This is a genomic window from Pseudoalteromonas piscicida (assembly GCF_002744175.1).
Taxonomy (GTDB): Bacteria; Pseudomonadota; Gammaproteobacteria; order Enterobacterales; family Alteromonadaceae; genus Pseudoalteromonas; species Pseudoalteromonas piscicida_B.
Genome location: NZ_NKHF01000047.1, coordinates 17,376 through 36,714, shown reverse-complemented (window position 1 = coordinate 36,714; position 19,339 = coordinate 17,376). Strand labels below are relative to the sequence as shown.

The 19,339-nt window shown below is 43.6% G+C and carries 19 protein-coding genes; 10 read left to right on the top strand and 9 right to left on the bottom strand.

Annotated elements, in window-relative coordinates; genetic code table 11:
* Positions 1–121: 121 nt before the first annotated feature.
* Entirely contained in the window at positions 122–1,513 is a 1,392-nt protein-coding gene (locus tag CEX98_RS11095) for a hypothetical protein (protein WP_099642132.1), read from the bottom strand.
* Between the two features lie 261 nt (positions 1,514–1,774).
* Here CEX98_RS11095 and CEX98_RS11090 point away from each other — a divergent pair, with 261 nt between their 5' ends.
* Positions 1,775–3,121, top strand: a complete 1,347-nt coding sequence (locus CEX98_RS11090; protein ID WP_099642131.1) for a hypothetical protein — start codon at positions 1,775–1,777, stop codon at positions 3,119–3,121.
* Between the two features lie 103 nt (positions 3,122–3,224).
* Here CEX98_RS11090 and CEX98_RS11085 read toward each other — a convergent pair whose 3' ends face one another.
* The 4 genes from CEX98_RS11085 to CEX98_RS11070 all read right to left on the bottom strand — a co-directional run bounded on the left by CEX98_RS11085 (position 3,225) and on the right by CEX98_RS11070 (position 8,085).
* Positions 3,225–4,307: an MBL fold metallo-hydrolase gene (locus CEX98_RS11085; protein WP_099642130.1), complete on the bottom strand. Its 1,083-nt coding sequence runs from the start codon at positions 4,305–4,307 to the stop codon at positions 3,225–3,227.
* Positions 4,308–4,390: 83 nt separating this feature from the next.
* Positions 4,391–5,089, bottom strand: coding sequence for a response regulator (locus CEX98_RS11080; protein WP_099642129.1), 699 nt, complete (start codon positions 5,087–5,089; stop codon positions 4,391–4,393).
* A 12-nt stretch (positions 5,090–5,101) separates the two neighbouring features.
* A complete protein-coding gene (locus tag CEX98_RS11075; protein WP_242441686.1) occupies positions 5,102–6,577 on the bottom strand; it encodes an ATP-binding protein in 1,476 nt (491 codons plus the stop codon).
* Between the two features lie 17 nt (positions 6,578–6,594).
* Positions 6,595–8,085: a cytochrome-c peroxidase gene (locus CEX98_RS11070; protein WP_099642128.1), complete on the bottom strand. Its 1,491-nt coding sequence runs from the start codon at positions 8,083–8,085 to the stop codon at positions 6,595–6,597.
* 178 nt (positions 8,086–8,263) lie between these two features.
* On the opposite strand from CEX98_RS11070, the gene CEX98_RS11065 reads away from it, so the two are divergent.
* Positions 8,264–9,358 carry a TRAP transporter substrate-binding protein gene (locus CEX98_RS11065; RefSeq protein ID WP_099642135.1) on the top strand — a complete coding sequence of 365 codons (1,095 nt, stop codon included), beginning with the start codon at positions 8,264–8,266 and terminating at the stop codon, positions 9,356–9,358.
* 319 nt (positions 9,359–9,677) lie between these two features.
* Here CEX98_RS11065 and CEX98_RS11060 read toward each other — a convergent pair whose 3' ends face one another.
* Positions 9,678–10,367, bottom strand: a complete 690-nt coding sequence (locus tag CEX98_RS11060) for a hypothetical protein (protein ID WP_172439756.1) — start codon at positions 10,365–10,367, stop codon at positions 9,678–9,680.
* A 96-nt stretch (positions 10,368–10,463) separates the two neighbouring features.
* On the opposite strand from CEX98_RS11060, the gene CEX98_RS11055 reads away from it, so the two are divergent.
* A complete protein-coding gene (locus CEX98_RS11055) occupies positions 10,464–11,357 on the top strand; it encodes a LysR family transcriptional regulator (protein WP_099642126.1) in 894 nt (297 codons plus the stop codon).
* Positions 11,358–11,679: 322 nt separating this feature from the next.
* Here CEX98_RS11055 and CEX98_RS11050 read toward each other — a convergent pair whose 3' ends face one another.
* Complete coding sequence (locus tag CEX98_RS11050) at positions 11,680–12,519, bottom strand: prohibitin family protein (protein WP_431520160.1); 840 nt, start codon at positions 12,517–12,519, stop codon at positions 11,680–11,682.
* A gap of 99 nt (positions 12,520–12,618) precedes the next feature.
* On the opposite strand from CEX98_RS11050, the gene CEX98_RS11045 reads away from it, so the two are divergent.
* The 5 genes from CEX98_RS11045 to CEX98_RS11025 all read left to right on the top strand — a co-directional run bounded on the left by CEX98_RS11045 (position 12,619) and on the right by CEX98_RS11025 (position 15,556).
* On the top strand, positions 12,619–13,032 hold the full coding sequence (locus CEX98_RS11045) for a GNAT family N-acetyltransferase (RefSeq protein ID WP_099642125.1): 414 nt from the start codon (positions 12,619–12,621) through the stop codon (positions 13,030–13,032).
* A gap of 84 nt (positions 13,033–13,116) precedes the next feature.
* Entirely contained in the window at positions 13,117–13,446 is a 330-nt protein-coding gene (locus tag CEX98_RS11040; protein WP_099642124.1) for a DUF7709 family protein, read from the top strand.
* A 60-nt stretch (positions 13,447–13,506) separates the two neighbouring features.
* Positions 13,507–14,145 carry a TetR/AcrR family transcriptional regulator gene (locus CEX98_RS11035; RefSeq protein ID WP_099642123.1) on the top strand — a complete coding sequence of 213 codons (639 nt, stop codon included), beginning with the start codon at positions 13,507–13,509 and terminating at the stop codon, positions 14,143–14,145.
* 74 nt (positions 14,146–14,219) lie between these two features.
* Complete coding sequence (locus tag CEX98_RS11030) at positions 14,220–15,206, top strand: MDR family oxidoreductase (protein WP_099642122.1); 987 nt, start codon at positions 14,220–14,222, stop codon at positions 15,204–15,206.
* Between the two features lie 101 nt (positions 15,207–15,307).
* Positions 15,308–15,556 (top strand): DUF3297 family protein, encoded by a 249-nt coding sequence (locus CEX98_RS11025; protein ID WP_099642121.1) that lies wholly within the window; start codon positions 15,308–15,310, stop codon positions 15,554–15,556.
* Positions 15,557–15,611: 55 nt separating this feature from the next.
* On the opposite strand, the gene CEX98_RS11020 is transcribed toward CEX98_RS11025, so the two are convergent.
* Together CEX98_RS11020 and CEX98_RS11015 are read right to left on the bottom strand one after the other, a co-directional pair.
* A complete protein-coding gene (locus CEX98_RS11020; protein WP_099642120.1) occupies positions 15,612–16,253 on the bottom strand; it encodes a response regulator in 642 nt (213 codons plus the stop codon).
* Positions 16,254–16,264: 11 nt separating this feature from the next.
* Complete coding sequence (locus CEX98_RS11015; RefSeq protein ID WP_099642119.1) at positions 16,265–17,392, bottom strand: sensor histidine kinase; 1,128 nt, start codon at positions 17,390–17,392, stop codon at positions 16,265–16,267.
* A gap of 159 nt (positions 17,393–17,551) precedes the next feature.
* Between CEX98_RS11015 and CEX98_RS11010 the strand changes: the two genes are divergently transcribed.
* Positions 17,552–18,295, top strand: coding sequence for a hypothetical protein (locus CEX98_RS11010; protein WP_099642118.1), 744 nt, complete (start codon positions 17,552–17,554; stop codon positions 18,293–18,295).
* Positions 18,295–19,281 (top strand): tetratricopeptide repeat protein, encoded by a 987-nt coding sequence (locus tag CEX98_RS11005; protein ID WP_099642117.1) that lies wholly within the window; start codon positions 18,295–18,297, stop codon positions 19,279–19,281. The genes CEX98_RS11010 and CEX98_RS11005 overlap by 1 nt, the downstream gene beginning before the upstream one ends.
* Positions 19,282–19,339 lie beyond the last annotated feature (58 nt).

The following is a 19,339-nucleotide window of genomic DNA, read 5'->3' as shown; positions in this document are numbered from 1 at the left end:
TGTAAAATCGCTCCTACCAATAACATCAAACCTCTGTGGGAGCTGCTTTATGCGGCGAACCGTTACCAAAAGATCGCTGGATAAACCAGCTCCTACATGGGTGGTGCTACCCAGTGGTTTTTTATTTTTGCTGCGTATTGTCAGTATAAACAGAGTCACTGGCCATTAGCTCTATTGCTACGATTTCAGAGCGGTTCATGGTTAACTTATACCGCTCAAGCTGTATTCCTTGAGACGATTTATATCGCATGACTAGGTTTATTTGGTAGCGGCGTTCAACCGACTTTTTCGAGACTTTTTTACCTTCTAGACTATAAAGCTTGCCAGCACCTTTTTTTAAGTAGCGAACAAAAGAGCTCATGTTAAAGGTGATACGTTGTTGTACTTCCTCATAACCTGGTAAAAATTCATCAATATGAACCTGATTTTTACAGCAAAAATGCAGCAAGTGTGCGGCTTGCTTATTTTGCTGGCGGCGTTTTTTCAGCAGTTTATCGACATCTTCAGGTAGGTCTTTTTTGCGTATATGCTCAAGCCAAATCGTTTGCGTGCACACGATGGCATCGGTAACTGAGTTTTTAAATTTGTTACGCCATTTGGGGCGACCGCGCTGAATTCGGCGCCATGCCCACTGTGTTACGTCTTCTTTAAATGTCTCTCTAAGACCGTAAATTACCCCTAAAAGGGCAATGAGCGCCACAGTAACTTCTTGAAAGTTAGAGCGAGCATTGAGCACAATAAACATAACAAAGGCCATAATGATACCCGTAACAACACCACGGACAAGGCGCTTTAAGTTAGTGCTTAAATCTATCGTTTGTTTATTAAACACCACGCCATACTCAATGAGCCTCTCAAGTAACTTCATCTTATTGGTAATACGATTTGGATCCTCCAGTGTAACCTGAGAGTTATAGCGCTGCTCATCACGATATTGGCTTTCACTTTGGCAAAAGTTGATCATGCTGCTGCGCTGTTGATTAAAGTCGCTCGACTTAGGGCCGCTTGCTAGGAGTTTGAGAAACGCTTGTTCAGTGTGCCAACTAAGGTAGTTATCTGCGTTTTGATAATAGGGCTTGAGTTTGTTGTCAGGTGGTGTGTACCGCCTTAGTTTCTTTAATAAGCGTTCGGTTTCTTCCACTAATAACTGTGCTGCAGGGTAAAACTCATCGGCTTCTTTTAGTTTCAGAGTCTGCTTTACATCGGCATCTAGAGCGATACGAATTTGGTAGCAGAATAGGTTCAGGTTAACGCGATAATCTGTTTTTTGGCCTTTACTTTGGCTGATGAAGCGGCTGCGCACCAAAGGTAAGTGCAGTTGCTCTGAGTAATATGCACTATGACTTTTGATGTTGGCATTAAAGTAATCTATTTCATTTAATGTATTGCTATTGATGCCCATATCGGTCGGGATGGAAAAATACAGGTCGAGCTGGTTTGTCTCTTTGGGAAGGAGTTGATAATTGATTTTAAATGATAAACTTTCGTCTTGGCTTAGTTTGGCTCTGCTCACTCGGTTGGGGTGCCTCCTTGAATTAATACATGCTAATTATAACATAGATTAGTGTACATAGGCTGAAGTATCTTCATAACTCATTGTTATAACTGTTTATTGGTCTACATTGATAACCATTTACTGCAGTATCAGGCCTTAAGCTTAGAAGCGTAGCACAGCGCGGGTGTCGATGTTTTTATTTTGTTAATTATGTTGATGTTTGGTGAGCTCGCTACTAGTGTTGGTGGTGAAATTTCATGCGTTAAAAAGGAGAATTAGATGAAAATTTCACACTTAACAGCCGTATTATTAACGGTATCAACAGCATGGCCTATTCATGCACTAGAACATAAATTGACACCATCAGGAGTAGTGAGTCAATTTACACCAAGCCAATCTATGCGAGCGCAAAAGCCGTCAAATAACGTTACCAAGGGTGTTTCACATATATCATTCGGTGGTGCTGAGTCAGCTTTAGATATTACTCCGGTTTGTCCTACTTTATCTACGGGGAACTTGTATACGATTAATAATTCTCAGCCAGGCGATGCGAATTGTTATCACTTTGAAATCACCGAACGTAGTAAAACGACCGCATTACTGGTAGACCAAAGTGAGCTTACCAACGTTAACTTATCTATTTTGCGTCATAATAGTGATGATACGTATACCACTATTGGCAGTTCTGCCAACGCAGGAAACCAAGACGAAGTTGTTGTTGCGCTTACTGAGCCTGGGCATTACTACTGGTTTATGGAGGTGATTGAGTCCGACGGGGCACCTTTTAGTTTTGGTGCCGCTGTGGCAACTAATCTTGATGAATATGAGTTTAATGATACGGTAGCATCAGCAACTGTGTTACCGGATCAGCAAACAAGCTTGATTGCTAATATGGATGCGGTCAATGACGTTGATTATTTTCGTTATACAGCCGTAAGAGGCCAAGATACTTTTCTGTCATTACAAAGCACCGCAAGCAACGAGTATATTTTTGAAATATACAATAATGGCTGGGTTTTGCTCGATAATAATCAGTATATTTCTCTAACTGGGCTGCAGGCCAACCAAGTTGTGAACTTTAGAGTAAGGGCTAACCCTGAAGTCGCAACGAATCCAAGCAATACCTACAACCTGCAGGCTGGATCTGTGGCTTCTATTCGAAAGCGAACGGTGTCGGGTGAAGATAATGTCCTTCGTATCCCTGGCTCTGCCTACGATAATCCCTATCTGATTGTGCAAGCCTATAATAAGATCACTTGGTCTGTTGAGTTGGAGGATTCTACGGGCGCGCCTGTAGCTGGTGCAACAGCTAGACTCAGGTTAGTTAAAGATTGGCGCCAAGGTAGGGGAACTGTAGTCAATTATGATATTACTACGGGCTCTGATGGAAAAGCTTCTCGCGAAATTGATCTTGGTAATTGTACACCGAATGAGTATCCAGTTCGCCACACGGATTATGATCGAGGTTATCGAAACGTCTGGGAGTCGGAGTTTGAAGTTGGAGAGTGGCAAGTAGTAGTGCCATTAGGTGTTAATCCAAATACTTCTCAAGAAGGTGCAATGGCATTATGGGGAGGAATAGGTCATATTTGTTCACAAAGGCTGATTTCTAGTACGCCGTCTTAATGTATAACACGGAGGTCCTAATTGGCTAATTAGGGGCCTCCATTTGTCGATCAGCTATTACTTTTTGTTGGCCTTAACAAAGTTGCTGTGGGAGCTAGGTGGTTTACAATTTGATACTTTGTCCTTCATTTAACACATACACAGGGGTTTGGGTTTTGAGTTGTTGTTGCATGTGTAGAAGGCGGAACAGCGCTGAATGTGATGTCCGATCTCCCATTTTCCAGCTGGCGTTTCCATAGCCCCAAGGCACCATTACTTTGCAACCAAGTTCATTTGCAGCAACCAGCGCGTCTTCTGGTGTGGTATGGACTTTACGATACCACTGTGGATCTTCTTCACTGTGGTATGACGCAATAGGCAGGAGGCAGATATCAATATCGCCATACTTTTGCTGAATATCTTTAAAATGTGGTGAATATCCGGTATCTCCGGCAAAAAATAAGGTGTTACCTTGATGCTCTACTACCCAGCCACCCCATAGTGCAGCACCATGATCTTCGTACAAAAAAGGTACCCAAATACGGCTACTAAAGTGATTTGCAGGCACAAAGTGAATGGTAACGTCACCGAGTTGCTTGTTGGAGTACCATGCCATTTCAGAAACTTTGTAACCATCATCAGGAAAATGCTCCGCAAACCCAAGCGGAGTTAGATAGTTAGGTGCTGTGCCTATGGTGGCGATATCGTCTTTGTTGAAATGGTCATAATGGATATGTGAATATAATACGGCATCGGTTTGCGCTAATTCGGCTTGGCTCAGCGCTGCTGGTGGATTTCTGTTGTATCCTTCAAATAGGCGAAACGCCCAATTCACAGGCCAATCAAATTGTGCGCTAACGGGGTCAAACAACAGCTGCTGGTTGTCGGGAGTATTGATTTTAAAACTAGCGTGTCCAAGCCATTGAATGGTAAACCCTGTGTCGAGAGCAAGTACTGGATTATTGCCAATAAATGTACAGTCTTGCATCTCTGACTGGCATTGGACTTGTTGCGTAGGGGGGTAGCAGTTCTCCTCGCACGTTACCGGATAATCTTTAAATTTATTATAGATATTTGTGTATCTGTCTTCATAACCAGCTATGTTGCTGTGCTTTATAACCGACGTCTCCGATGTTATTCGTTCGACAATATTGCTGCTACTGCATCCTGTAAGTGTAAAGACAATCGCCAATGCGAACCTTTTCATTTATGTTCCTTGTCATGATTATTTTTTGTTTTGAGTCTATCAACAAAACAGGAACTGGTGAAGCAATACACGCATGGCAGCAGCTAGGCATGGCGTTCTTGCGCCTCAAACTTATAACCCGCGCCATAAATGGAGTGGATAAAGTCATATTTAGGGGCAATGCTCTGCAGCTTCTTACGAATATTCTTGATATGACTGTCTATGGTTCTGTCACTGACAATATGGCTATCGTCGTAAATGTGGTCCATCAGTAAATCGCGGCTATAGATTCTACACGGGTGACCATACATGGCCTTCAACAACATGAACTCGACATAGGTAAGCGTCGCCTTTGCGTCTTGATACGACACAAATAAACTTTCTTCATCTAGTTTAAGTTTGCTTTCTGTTTCAGACACCGTGCCTCGTTCGTTAAGGTCCACTCGCCTTAAAATTGCTTTGACTCTAGCGACAACCTCTTTTGGGCTATATGGCTTACACACATAGTCGTCTGCGCCAACTTCGAGCCCTAAAAGGCGATCGATTTCTTCTACTTTAGCGGTGATCATCACAATTGGTACGTTTGAATAGGCTCTGATCTGCTTACAAATTTCAATACCATCAACATTAGGTAACATGAGGTCTAGCAGAATAAGCGCTGGCTGTTGTTGCTTAAAAGCAGCTTCAGCTACTGCCCCATCATGCACAATATGACTAGTATATTCGGCCTGTGCTAAGTATTTACTTAAAATGTCGGCAAGTTTAGGTTCATCTTCGACGATGAGAATATGTTTGTTTGGCACACTCGAAGTCCATTATCTTTTCAGTTCAATAATAATAGCGAGACCACCCAATTCGCTCAAGTCTGCACTGATTTTTCCGTTGTGGGCGGCAACAATACTTTGGCAAATAGCTAATCCAAGACCTGAGCCTCCGGTTTTTCTGTCCCTCGCTTCTTCTACGCGATAGAGTCGATCAAATAGCTTATCTAATTGCTCCGGCTTTACGCTTGGTGCACTGTCTTGCCAGCAAATAGTGATTTTCTCAGCTTGTTGAGTGACTTGAACCTGGATGTTGCCCGGCTGCTCAGTTGTTGAGTCTGTGTAGCGTAAGGTATTTTGTAATAAGTTATCGAATAGCTGACTAAGACGCTGTTCGTCACATTCAATTTCAATATGCTCATCACATAGCAAGGCAAAGTTGAAATGCTGCTTTTCAATTTGATGGCTACGCTTTGCAAAAGTGCGTGCTAGTAAATCGTAGAGGTTTTCTTTGCCCATGTTATAGGTTAGGGCGCCGCGGTCTGATAAAGATAATTGATGCAAGTCATCCACTAACCGAGTGAGCCTTTGGATTTCCTCATTTAATGACATTAGTTGCTCAGGTTCACTCGCTATGACTCCATCAATCATGCCTTCAAGCTCAGCCCGAATAACGGCTATCGGGGTGCGAAGTTCGTGGGAGATATCTGCTATCCACTGTTGTCTGGCAATTTGGTTTTGTGCCAATGTATCGGCTAGGCGATTCATATCTCTGGCGAGTAAGCCTAATTCGTCTTTACTAGCAATCATGACGCGCGCATCGTAGTTGCCTTGCGCCAGTGTTTTTGCGTTGCGGCGCAAAAGGACGATAGGGTTGACCATATATTTACTAAATGGCACTGCGATAATGACCGTAACTAACAAAGCAACGAGCGCTATCACAATAAATTGTTTGCGTTGTTGCTCGGCGAATAGCTGGTCGAACTCATTGCGAACAAAACCGCTTTGCTCTACGCCAAGATAAGCAATAATTTTGTGGCGCTTGGGCTCAGGTAAATGATCACTTTGATAAACAGGAAACCACAGGGAGGTTTGCTTGCTCTGTGCGGTGCCCATAATAATATTACCCTGAGGGTCTTTGATCAGTAGGCGCTTTTTGTTATTGAGGCGTGGAGGAGGGCCATCCCGTCTTCTCGGCCCTGCTTCGTTTCTTTCTCTGGGCCTTGGTGGTGGGCGGGTTTGGAGTCTGTCACGCGGTCGTTCACCTTCAGAAAGACCATAAAAATGATGAACGATGCTGTCCCACTCTTCTGAACCGCGATACACCCAATCAAGAGAGCCATGGCGTGCATACGTTTGCGCAACTTGAGTGACTACATTCTGCAGCTGTGAGCGAGCAGTATTTTCGAGATAAGCGGTAAAGCTTTTTTCAAACGCGACTTTATTAGCGATATAGATCGCCAGCACCAATGCGGTGTTGGCAATCAAAATTATCAAAAGTAGTTTGACGCGAATCGTCATTTTCATCATTTAAGGTGTTCCACTGCTTAACGTTGTCTGCGTAAGCGTAAATTATCAGGGTTTGGTGTACGATGGTTTGGCACCCATCTCCTCACACATTGCGGATCGCCCGCGCATTTGTCGGTCAAGGTATGTAAAAATGCAACTAGGTCTTGCTTTTGTTGTGACGCCAAATTTGCGGCAACAAAAGGAGACTGTCTTAGTAACGCCAAAGCCGCTTCACTATTTTCTCTTGCTTGTGTATTTAGTGTGTCACACTGAGCAGATAAGGAAAACTGCTTTAAGCTGCACGCCCCACCTTGCTGGAAAAAGCGCTCTACGGTTTGTTCAGGGTTAGAATAGTGATCGACAACTTGCTCGAGTGACTCATAAGCGCCAGCGTGGCCATAAGGTGCAGTTAACGCAATATTCAAAAGACTCGGGACTCTAAATGCAAATTGATTGCGGGGTGAAGGCTCTATCGCAGCGCGTCCAATATCTGCATTATTTGCTTGTGTGCCAATGCCGTACTGCGGAAATGCAAGATTGAAAAAGCCATCATTTGTGAATCTTTCTCCACTGTGGCAACCAACACATCCAGCCCCTCCTTCTGTGACAGGAGTAAAGAATAGTTTTGCACCGCGTTTTTGTTGCTCATTTAGCGCAGAATGGTCACCCCGCACATAGCGATGCCAAGCAGTATCAACCATTACAAATGAGGCCTGATATTGTCCGAGTGCAAATGCAATACTATCGAAAGTGATCAAAGTCTGAGCATCATCTTGGGAGTTAAATGCTTCTCTAAAGGCTTGTAACCAATCGTTGGTGGCAAGACTGCCAGTTTCATCTCCATAATCACCAATGCGCTGTGCAAGATGTGACCTAACCTGTTCGTTGGTCGTGGCATTTGCAAATGCCTCACCACGCATCTCCTCACGAGAGGTTACAGGGAAGCGCGATAACGTCGCCACTAGGGATTCTGCTGCTTGTGGGTCTGGTTGGTTAAACCCCGAATCAGGTGTACTAATAAAACTGATTTCATTGCCCTGTTCGTCTGTGGTGGTGACGCGTTGAACACGCCCATCCCAAAACAAAGCACTATTGGCAAACCCAGTATTAAAAATGGTAGGGGAGTTACGTGGAATATTGATTACATCATTTACAGCCTGTCTGCCCGGGCCTATTACATCGCTTTCTATCGCATTGACACCAATCGGTAATGAAAGCCCATCCGCACCACCGAGTCTTGGGTCGTGACAGCTGGCACAGGCGACTGATTTTTCTCCACCAAGTGCTTTGGTAAAAAATAACTGCATGCCTAATTGTGCAACAGGATCAGAGATCTTCGGCAACGCGCGCTTACCAGTAACCCTGCCGGTAAGCCCATGAATCGAGATGAGTTGAGATATTTCATTATCCAATTGTGAGTGTGGTCGCGGTTGCTCTGGTGGAGGTGGAGGCCTATGTTGGGCTGCGACTTGGTAACAAGAAAGTGCACCAATAAATGTGATAGCCCTTAATAAATTTACGTTGTTCATTGTAACTCCAAACCTAAGCGTGATTCGAGTTTTAAACATGGCAGGCAAAAGTGCAGAAAATGTGAAAAGCAAAAACAAACTTGAAAGAGCAACAGGCCTTAGAGAGTGATGACTTGGTTGAAATAGAACAAGGCTCAACTATCTTTTAGTAAGTGGTGTTAGTTTGGTTGTACTCTTAGTGTCTAGAAGTCGGCGTCGATTTATTCAAGCTTCCTTGGCGGTATGCGCGAGCTTATCGTTTCCATATCAACGGGCGTTTGCCATGGTGCAGCACCCGGAGGAAGAGCTTGCCAAACGTCAAAGCGCGTTGTATGTATTCAGGTTAGCTTCTCCTTATCCCGTTAATCTTTCTGAATTTATTCCTCATATGCACAACGAGTTTAAACAAAACGTTGAGCGTATGACCAGAGGCAAGGTATATGTTGACATTCACCACAGCGGTACGTTAGGCACGGGCCGAGAGCTAATGGCTGCGGTAATGCGTGGTCAGGTGGAAGGCATACTTATATCCGTATCAAATTTGTCTCGTGCGCTGCCTATGTTAGATATTTTGAACATTCCGTTTTGGGCGAGTAGCAACCAAGCATTTCTAAACTTGATAAGCTCTCCACATTGGCACTCGCTGGTGGTTGATCCGATTAACCGCCAAGGAAAGCTCACGATATTAATGCATCATATTGTTGGGGCACGGACGTTATCGAGTATCAAGCATTTTAATCGGTTAATCAATTTACCTGAAAAGCTACAAGAGGCCGTGCTAAGAGTACCGGCCTCTAGGGTATTAAGTCATTTTTATAGTATGACACCTGCAAGTGTTGTTGATGTACCTTGGGCCAACGTCGCAAAAATGGCTCGAACAAAACATATAGATGTGATTGATCCCAGTGTTGTTGGGCTGTTTGCTGGTCCCGATCAGTTGAAAAACCAAATTGGTCATGTCTCTCTTATTGAAAGTGTCCCTGATGCTTGGGTGACGGTCGCAAACCAACAGTGGTTAAATACGCTACCCTTACGTATAAAAGGAGAAATAGAAGAAGCGGCACAGCAGACATTTCGCATTCATGTGGCGCAAATTGAGCAACTTCAGCAGCGTTGTGCACGAGCATTGATGGCGTTGGGTGCCAAGCTGTACCGGCCGAACCAAGATGAAGTGCGTGAGTGGCAGCTAAGGTTTGGCCACCACAACGCCCAGTGGAACGAAGTTAAACGCGAGTTATTAGGTAGCACTCGCGCGTTTCAACAACTGTTGGATTCGACAGAAAAAAAATTGTAGTAATACCAATAAAATTAATTTTCCAATCAATTTGAAGGGCGAAATGCCAGCGGCTTGGTTAGAAATTTATAATACCATTAAAATTTTTGCACTCGCCAGTTAAGTAGTTCACCGACATAGATTTCCCCTTTGTGATTGACAGCAAGGCCGTGAGGAAAGCCAAATTCAGATTCACGCTTGCCCCACTTTCCCAGTCTCTCTGTTACCCGGCCATTAAAATCAATCTTGTTAATTTCTCCACTTCGGGCGTCAGAAATGACGAGAGAGTTAGTATTAAGGCGCTCTATCTCATATGGAAAACCAATGTCTTTCCATTGCTTTAAGAATACGCCCTCAGTATCAAAAAGCTGAATTCTTGCGTTTTGTCTGTCAGTGATATAAAGCGTATCATCAGCATCAATATATAGCGAATGGGGAAGTTGAATTGCCCCGGAAGCTCTCCTTTTTCACCCCATGCTTTCACTAATTTCCCATACTGATCGAACTTGACGATACGAAAATTTCCCCCGTCAGCAACATAGATATTACCTTTACTGTCAAGCGCAACATCACTGGGGGAAGTAAACAAGTTGACTTGATAGCCGTTTTCAAACCAGCCTAGACCTTTAAAATCTTTACGCCCTAAAATTAATTCAATCTTACCTTCAGGATTAAGTTTCAGTACTTGGTGTGTTTGTTGGTCTGTTGTCCATATACTCCCCTGGCTATCAACAAATAAGCCATGAGGAACGGCAAATAATCCTAAACCAATTTCACGCTTGAACTGACCAGTTGCACTAAAAATTAGCAGTGGGTGCAGCCCTCTGTTAAACACAACAAGATCTCCATTTGGTAAAAATTCTAATCCAGTTACTTCACCTAAATACCAATCTTTCGGCAAGGTTAGGTCGACATGCTTAGCATCTTGCTGTGGTTTATTTTCTTGTGCAGATAGGCTGTTTTGAGTGATCCCAATAAACATAATAAAGAAAAAATATAGCAATAACTTTGAGTTGTATTTTGTATTCATCAATTTGCTCTCCGTGGTTGGTAATGCCATTATCACTACCAGATAAGTTCCTGAAAATAGCATTAATGGAATGTGTTAAATTCCACTGAGGAAATAATGGATAAAGACTTAGTGTATTTACTTAAGGTGTTTTGTGTTGTAGTCGAGCAGAGGAGCTTCGTTAAAGCATCGGAAATATTGGGTGTACAGAGCCCTGCAGTGAGTAAAGCAATCGCTAAGCTTGAAAATTGTGTGGGTAAACGCTTGTTAAACCGTACGACGCGTGCGGTCGAGCTTAGCGCCGCTGGGAAAATGATGTACTCCAAAGCTGTCGAACAATTGCATGCTTTAAAAAATATGCTTGATGACATTAAGGCAAATGAGCCTATACAGGGAAGGTTGACTATTACCGCAACACCTGCGATTGGTGAGTTACTTTCTGAGTCAATGTTAATCGATTTTCAACGTCACTATCCAGCGCTTAGGTTGTCACTTAATCTTACCAATGAGCAGCTCAATTTGCCTTCACAGGAGATAGATATTGCCCTCAGAAGCAGTGATTCATTGGAAGACTCATCACTGACCAGCCAAAGGCTCATGAACTGTAAGAGAGTAATTGTCGCAAGTCCTGAGTACTTGGCGTCGAATGGGATGACAAATGAGCCATCATGCCTTACACAGCATCGATGTTTAAACTTTACTCATCGTAAAACCCTTAATGACTGGGCTTATAGTGATGGCTCTTGCCGTCTCAGTGTAAAAACTGCTTCTGCGTTTTCTAGCAACAGTTATACAACTTTAAAATCGCTTTGTGTCCAAGGTGGCGGAGTAAGTCGGCTATTTGAGTATCAAGTACGCAGCGAGATAAATAGTGGCGAACTTCAAGTTTTATTCCCGGAATATGACTGGGGAGAACAAGTGATACATGCGATTTACCATGGTAAATCGCATGACTCGCTAAAGATCAGCGCATTTATTCATTTTATTAAGAGTGCAGACTTTGCATCTTGATACGGCCGAACTAAGATGAAGTGCGTGAGTGGCAGCTAAGATTTGGCCACCACAACGCCCAGTGGAACGAAGTTAAACGACTAAATAATCGGATAATTAATGCCTTTCTAGCAGTGAGTTTTAGCGCTAACGGCGTTGAATTCACTTCCAATAGCCAGCTATTGGTGCGTAAATTCGCCTGATTATCCCCAAAACTCTCTGGCTAGACAAGAAAATTAGTTAATGTGATATTAAAAACAATGGGTTAGCTCATCTCTTATCCAAACCTCAAATTATTTAAGCCCGTAATATACTCAAGACAGACTCAGTATTTGCTGTGATTTTATCTGCTCTCTTTTACTAACGGGATCCCATTAGTGCCAACAGGAATATAAACCGTTGTATGGTTGGGGGATTCTGCCATTTTTAGTTGTGCGTTTATCGCTTCATGTTGGAGGTAATTCGGCGTTAACGTGGCATTGATAATCTTTTGCGCTTCAGCAATACCTTTTGCTTCCTCAATACGAATTTCAGCATCTTTTTTGGCTATGGCCTTTTGTGTTTCTTTTTCCGCGAGCAATTGTTGTGCTGCCAGTTTTTTCTCAACGGCATTTGCCACAATGTTTGGGTAATTGATGTTACCGATCACCACCTGTTTAATGTCAAATGGAGCGGATTGAAGATATGCTTTTAGGCGCTTAGTTACTGTTTCAGCTATTTCCTCACGCTTGCCTTTTAACGCACGACTGTCGTATTGCTGCACTTCATCGCGAACATAGGTGCGAAATGTTTCGCGAACAAAGCGTTGATACCAGTTTTCTGAGCCGAAATTTTCGACTACTTCTTTAACCGAGCCTGGTTTTATTGCAATGATGGCATGAAAATCAAAACTGATGTTTAAGTCATCCTTTGCCAAGATCTCAAAGCGTTCGGTATAGGTGTTAGGGCGCATATCAATATTGACCACTTGATTCCTCAGCGGCGAAAAACCATAGTTGCTCGGGCCAACTAGGCTTCCTTGATAACCACCTGACCCAAAAAATCGTGGTTGCTCGAAAACATAGCCTTCATGCCCTGCGGGTGTGCTAGGGTTTGTGCATGATGTGATAGAAAATAGTAGCACGATGGCGACGACGACAACTGATATGATTGAGCTTCCAATGCTAGATTTTGATTTCATCATAGCGGATTCCTTTATAAGTACTTTTTTCGCTATGATAGGTGACAATACTGGCGTGAACAAGCGTTATAGTCGATTAGCAATATCAATCGGAGCACAGCAGTGAAAATAACCGTAGTAGAAAACCCAGAACAGCAATTTGTTGACTTTTTGAGTAGTAAAATTAGTGAGTTTAATTGGGCAAACTGGGAGGTTACTGAGCGTTTGCCGTTGGCTGTTGAGGTTAAGAATGAAATGGGAGAGGTTGTTGCAGGGGCTGCGGCACGTACTTTTGGCAATTGGCTATTACTAGATACTTTGTGGGTTTGTGAGTCATTAAGGGGGCAAAACATTGGCTCACAGATACTCGCAAACTTAGAAGCCGCTGCTAAGCAAAGAGGGTGCGTAAAGTGCTTACTTGATACGTTAAATTTTCAGGCCATGCCATTTTATGAAAAACATGGTTACGTTACCCAATGGGTTCAAGAAAACTACCCTAAAGATGGTTGTAAGTACTTTATGGTAAAAGCATTGTAATACCATGATTTTTAATATTAAGTTGGTTGATATCATAGACGAAGACCAGCTAGTTCAGAGAGTTTATACAAAAGGAGTAGGGGTATGAGTACACAGGTAGAAAATACAGAGCTACTTGCTGCTGTAAATCAAACCGTGGTAAGTGATGGCGAGAGGCTTCCTTCAGTAAAGTTAAAGGATGGCAGTAAAGTTCAAACGGGAACAGTTGCAGCCATGCTGCAAAATATAGCTTTGTATAATTCGGGCGAGCGCGGGGAAGTGGAGGCGGCGCTAAAATTGGCTGTGCCGACACTGTGCAAGATTGGCTTATTTGATTTGTTCTGTGTGGATGAGTGGTTAAGTGGGGATAACCCTGGGCGACGCTACGTGGGTGAATGCGCTCGCGAATTTATGGCTCAAAGCCAACCGAGTTAATGTGATCTTGTGTTGTGAAGGTTATTTACAATATTAGACGATCGGTCTAATATTTAACTTATGAATGAGAGTAGTATAAAGCGGCGTCGTGGCCGACCAAAAAAAGAGCAGGCGGGTTTTAGTGAAACCAAGGCGGCATTGATCCGAACAGGAATGGAAATTCTCACCGAAAAAGGCTTTGCTGCTACTGGGATTGATGCCATTTTGCGAACGATAAATGTACCAAAAGGGTCTTTTTATCATTACTTTGCGAGCAAAGAAGCTTACGGTTTAGTACTGATTGAACATTATTCATCGTTTCTGACCGCAAAGCTCACCAAAGCATTATCCGTCGAAGGTCTTGAGCCGTTAGCACGGCTTGCGCTATTTATGGAGCAAGCTGAGCAGTCGATGGCTAAATATAGCTATCGGCGAGGTTGTTTGGTTGGCAATCTAAGTCAAGAAATTGCGCAATTACCACCGTCATTTAGAGACAAGCTAGGAAATGTGCTTAATGAGTGGCAAGCATTGGTTGCTGGGTGCTTTAGGCAAGCCCAGCAGCTTGGCCATATTTCAACTGAGCATCATTGTGATGAGCTGGCCTATACGTTTTGGAATGGGTGGGAAGGTGCGGTAATGAGAGCCAAGCTAGAACAAAGTGGCGTACCACTTCAGCGTTTTTCAGGGTTTTTTATTCGTTCAATACAAGTGTCGGGTTAGTCATATGTAGTTGAGTAGGGTAAACAGACTTTTTTGTAATTTAATAGACGACTGGTCTAATTAATGGAGGCGATATGTACAACGCAATAGTCATAGATAAGCAAGATGGTGATTACAGTGCAACACTTAACAAAGTAACCGAGTCAGAGCTTATGCCAGGAGACGTTGAGATAGACGTGCTGTATTCAACGCTAAACTACAAAGATGCATTGGCTATCACCGGCAAGTCACCAGTTGTAAGGCAGTTCCCTATGGTTCCTGGCATCGACTTTGTTGGCAAAGTAGCTACTTCGTCGCATCCTGATTATCAGCCTGGACAACTTGTGATCCTTAATGGCTGGGGGGTGGGTGAAAAGCACTGGGGTGGCCTTGCACAAAAAGCGCGCGTGAACGGTGATTGGTTGGTCCCTCTGCCAGCTCAACTTGAAGCAAAGGAGGCGATGGCTATTGGTACAGCAGGGTATACGGCTATGTTGTGTATTATGGCGCTTGAGCGTCACGGTGTGACACCCCAGCAGGGTGAGATACTAGTCACCGGTGCTGCTGGCGGGGTAGGAAGCGTGGCGATTGCTATTTTGTCTAAACTTGGCTTTCGTGTTACCGCACTTAGTGGCCGAGTTGAGCAAGAGTCGCAATTTCTTAGCCGGCTTGGTGCTCAAAATGTGATCCACCGCAGTGAGCTAGAAGGAGCCGGTAAGCCGCTTGCAAAAGAGCGCTGGGCAGGGGTAATAGATGTGGTTGGCTCACATGTTTTAGCAAACGCCTGCGCTAGTACGCAATATGGTGGCGTGGTGGCTGCATGTGGTCTCGCTGGTGGTATGGACTTACCTGCCACCGTGGCTCCTTTTATTTTACGAGGAGTGACGTTAGCAGGTATTGACAGTGTGATGTGCCCCAAAGCGCTAAGGCTTGAAGCATGGCAACGGTTAGCAAGTGAACTTGAATTAAATAAGCTCAATATGATTGCTCATGAAATTACTTTGAACGAGGTCATTGCCACCGCAACGGACCTACTTGACGGTAAAGTAAGAGGGCGCGTTATTGTTGATGTTAACGCTTGAAGCTCGTAAGTAGGGTTTTATCAAAATTTAGGCCGGCCGCTATTGAGCCGGCCGATGTGATTACCTACAATATGTCATGGCTAAATAATTGAAGAAACCAAATGACAGATTTAACTGAAAAACCTGCACTACCAGATAGACTTTCTATCAACCCTCGCAGCCCACATTACGCAAAAGAAATTTTAGAACACCACATTGGGATCCGTTTTAACGGTAAAGAACGTACCGATGTTGAAGAATATTGTATTAGTGAAGGCTGGATCAAAGTCGCTGCGCCAAAAGCGCTAGATCGCCGCGGTCAGCCTTTGCTAATTAAATCAAAAGGAACGGTAGAAGCTTACTATTGCTAAGTGCCGTGATACTGCACCAATCTGCTCAAGGGTAAATTGGTGCACTTTGTTTAAGCTACTGTAATATACCCATCTCGATAGCTAATAGCACCGCACGGGTTCTATCTCTCACACCTAGTTTAGACAGTAAATTAGAGACATGATTTTTGATTGTGCCTTCTGATTTGTGCAGGGCTTCAGCGATTTCCTTATTGGAATAGCCATTTGCAACTAGTCTCAGTACCTCTATTTCTCGCACGCTAAGCGATTCAGTGACTTTAATCTCAGAAAAATCATTGTTGAGCTTTGGTGCATACTTTAACAAGGTTTCAGTGATGGCGGGTTGAAAGTAGGTTTCACCATTGATAATGGTTTGCATGGCATTCACCAACGAATCCAGAGCGATATCTTTGAGCACAAAACCCTTGGCACCATTACTTAAGCTATCGAGAACGAGCTTAGGATCATCAAAGGTTGTTAATACTAACACTGGAATCGTTACGCCTTGAGTATTTAGCTGCTTCAAGGTAGCGATGCCGTTCATAATGGGCATGGATAGATCCAATAAGATTATATCAGGAGTAACCTCTGCTAGCCCATCAAGTAATGACCGACCATTGTCATACTGGGCAATTACTTCAACCTCCTCGTTAAATTGTAATAAAGTGACAATGCCTTCTCTTACGAGTTTCTGGTCGTCAACTACGACTACTTTCATCAATATCGTCCTTATTGTGGAGTTAACGGGAGTGTAATTTTATAGTGTAGGGCACGATTGTGCTCAAAGAGGTGCAAGTGACCACCACACTCAGATACGCGTTCAGACATTCCCGTCAAACCATTCCCTTTATGCCATTGTTCACTGATATAGCCATCGTCATGCATATTAACGAACAGCTTGTCTTCATCTTGCATCATTGCAATCCAAAACTGTTTTGCATGACTGTGCCTTAGGCTGTTGGTTATTGCTTCTTGAACACAGCGCAGCAGCACTTGTGCGATATGGCTATCGTCAACTGCAATATGCTGTGGAATGGTTGCATGGACTTTTAGCTCAGGAGTATGTTGGATTAGTAAGGTAAGCGATTGATGGAAATCAATATCTCTGTGCTGTCTGAGCATATCCACGGCATCTCGTACATCATTGAGTAGTAACTTAGCTACGCTTTGACATTCTAGGATTGGCTGCTGTGCTGGTGCGTCGGCAGTCATTCTTTGCGCTATTTGCAACTTAATACTGAGTGCCGTGAGGTGATGACCTAACAGATCGTGTAAGTCCCGAGCGATGCGGGTGCGCTCAGAGTGCTTCGACAGCTCAGAAAGCAAATGTTGTGTGGATTGCAACTGAGCATGTTGATTTTGTAGCTCAACCCTAGCTTGCTGTTCTCGTTGATGGGTGGTGGCTAATAGCAAGGCGAATAAGTGAAACAAGCCATATAGTAATCCCTCAATCCAAAGTAGCTGCTGTTGTTTTAAACTCTGCATTGTAAACCAGACCAATACGATGATGAGGGTGAAGCAAGCTAATACGCGAATGGGGAGCAAATAAGCGACAACGGCAACCCAAATAATAGTAAGAATGGATAAATATCCAAATTGCAGCACCCAGCCACAGGCAAAGGCTGAAAATAGCATAAGGACTAGGGCAAGCCATCGCAATTTGTAATGACATTGCTCGCAGGTGCCAATGAGGTAGCCAAGCGCATAGAAACAGAAGAAGCTGCTAAAGAGAGATATTTCAGGCGCTTCAGGCTGTTGACTCGTTATGTATACCGAGATAGCGAAAAGGGCAGCCCATGTGATCAGCGCTAGTAAATCTCTCATATCTCGATTTGCGATTAATGTGCTGAATGCCAACGCTTATGTCCTCTTGCCGTTTTCTTCACTAAGTATGACAAAGTAACAAGGTTGTGCCTATAGGCCAAAAGTCATGGTTTTACATCATGACGTCTGGGACAGGCACTCCAAATGTAGTGACGTTAAGCTAAAGACCAAAATCGTAAAAGAGAAATTGTTATGCTTATTGTTCATCAGTTTGCTTTGTATTTACACATTATTATTGGTGCGATTGCGCTAATTGTATTTTGGGTGCCTGTAGTAACCGTAAAGGGCAGTCCACAGCACAGGCTATGGGGGAAAATATTTACTTGGTGTATGTGGTTAGTTTCCATCAGTGGCATTGTTATGTGTCTGATTGTGATATACGACCCATTGGCGATCCGTTATCCCTCTCAACAGATTGATCAGGCGCTAGGGCAACAGCTGGTATTGAAGCAACGTCAATTAAGTGAATTTTTACTGATGCTGTCAGTATTGGTGTTGGCAAATATTCGTCATTCGAGCTTGGTTTTAGCGGCTAAACAGCACCGAGAGCGACTAAGAAGCGGGTCTCATTTATTGCTGATTGGGCTCTTAGCGGCAACGGGTGGACGAGTGTTGTACACAGCGCTTACATTTGGTAGCACGCTATATCTAATATTTGCACTTATTGTGTTCTCTACCGTCGCTACTATGTTGTTCTACATATTTAAACCAACACTCAAACCACGAGAGTGGGTGCTGGAGCATATGAGTACCATTTTAGGCGCTGGGATTGCGGTATATACGGCATTTTTTGCAGTGGGTGGACGCCATTGGTTAGCGCAGTTATTGCCTGGGGCTTGGCAGCTAGTGCCATGGTTGTTACCCGCTGTGGTCGGCACCTTGGGCATACTGTTTTACAAAAAGCAGCTAGTTAGTCGTCAAACGAGGAGTAGATAATGTCTTGGTTGAACAGAGTACTGAGCTTATTGATGATGCTAGTTGCAACCTCTAAAGTGGTTGCGATGCAGAATCAGGTAGGGACGTTGGAGCATGCCAAAACACTATTTGAACATCAAACAATAGTGGCAGCAGAGCAAGCGTTTCTGGTACTGCAAGAAACGCATCCCAACGAGTCATTTTATTACCTTGGTAGGATTAAGCTGCTGTTGGACGAGCTCGACGACGCCGAGGACTACCTTAAAAAATCACTGACGCTCGAGCCTAATAGTGCGGATGAGTATTATTGGTATGCTAAGGTCAATGCAGAGCAGATAAAGCACGCCTCTATTTTTTCAAAATTGAGTTATGCCAACAACACAGAAGATGCCTTTTTAGCAGCAGTAGATAAAGACCCTGCGCATCTCAAAGCACAGCAAGGGTTGTTCTATTTTTACCTTTCTGCACCAAGCATAGCTGGTGGCTCTGAGACCAAAGCGATACAACAGATACGGGCGATAGAAGCCTTATCTTCCCATGTTGCAATGAAGCTATGGCTCGATTTTTATATAAAAACAGGTGATGATAAAGCCTTGATTACCTACACCAACACCTTGCTCGAAAGCAAAGCTATGGATGAAGTAGTATGGTTTAAAGCCGGACTGGCGCTGCAAAGTATCGATTATTACGATGGCGCACTGACGTTTTTTAGGGCTTTAATAGCAAAGCGCGAAGCAAAGCATTACGCTGCGGGGCTTTACCAAATTGGTCGGACTGCGGTGTTTGCTGAGGTGAATATCGATGAAGGGATCGCAGCATTACAAGCGTATTTAACGCTCGAGATTAACAATGATGACCCAGATAAAAACTGGGCTCGATTGCGCTTAAGCCAGCTTTACTTGCTCCAAGGAGATATTCCACGGGCTAAACAATTAATCGGCGAATTAAAATCAACAAGAATTAGTGATAAAGACCTGATCACAGCAATTAAACGGCTGCGGCTTTGATCATTCTATTAATTTTCTTTAGTAAGATGGCAAACGTCGAGCAAGCTCGACGTTTTAG

Excerpts from the sequence above, each read along its gene's own strand:
- CEX98_RS11030 (WP_099642122.1), top strand. The coding sequence starts at position 14,220 with ATGTACAACGCAATAGTCATAGATAAGCAAGATGGTGATTACAGTGCA.
- CEX98_RS11075 (WP_242441686.1), bottom strand. The coding sequence starts at position 6,577 with ATGATGAAAATGACGATTCGCGTCAAACTACTTTTGATAATTTTGATT.
- CEX98_RS11090 (WP_099642131.1), top strand. The coding sequence starts at position 1,775 with ATGAAAATTTCACACTTAACAGCCGTATTATTAACGGTATCAACAGCA.
- CEX98_RS11010 (WP_099642118.1), top strand. The coding sequence starts at position 17,552 with ATGCTTATTGTTCATCAGTTTGCTTTGTATTTACACATTATTATTGGT.
- CEX98_RS11070 (WP_099642128.1), bottom strand. The coding sequence starts at position 8,085 with ATGAACAACGTAAATTTATTAAGGGCTATCACATTTATTGGTGCACTT.
- CEX98_RS11040 (WP_099642124.1), top strand. The coding sequence starts at position 13,117 with ATGAGTACACAGGTAGAAAATACAGAGCTACTTGCTGCTGTAAATCAA.
- CEX98_RS11085 (WP_099642130.1), bottom strand. The coding sequence starts at position 4,307 with ATGAAAAGGTTCGCATTGGCGATTGTCTTTACACTTACAGGATGCAGT.
- CEX98_RS11035 (WP_099642123.1), top strand. The coding sequence starts at position 13,507 with ATGAATGAGAGTAGTATAAAGCGGCGTCGTGGCCGACCAAAAAAAGAG.
- CEX98_RS11020 (WP_099642120.1), bottom strand. The coding sequence starts at position 16,253 with ATGAAAGTAGTCGTAGTTGACGACCAGAAACTCGTAAGAGAAGGCATT.
- CEX98_RS11060 (WP_172439756.1), bottom strand. The coding sequence starts at position 10,367 with ATGAATACAAAATACAACTCAAAGTTATTGCTATATTTTTTCTTTATT.
- CEX98_RS11050 (WP_431520160.1), bottom strand. The coding sequence starts at position 12,519 with ATGATGAAATCAAAATCTAGCATTGGAAGCTCAATCATATCAGTTGTC.
- CEX98_RS11025 (WP_099642121.1), top strand. The coding sequence starts at position 15,308 with ATGACAGATTTAACTGAAAAACCTGCACTACCAGATAGACTTTCTATC.
- CEX98_RS11005 (WP_099642117.1), top strand. The coding sequence starts at position 18,295 with ATGTCTTGGTTGAACAGAGTACTGAGCTTATTGATGATGCTAGTTGCA.
- CEX98_RS11055 (WP_099642126.1), top strand. The coding sequence starts at position 10,464 with ATGGATAAAGACTTAGTGTATTTACTTAAGGTGTTTTGTGTTGTAGTC.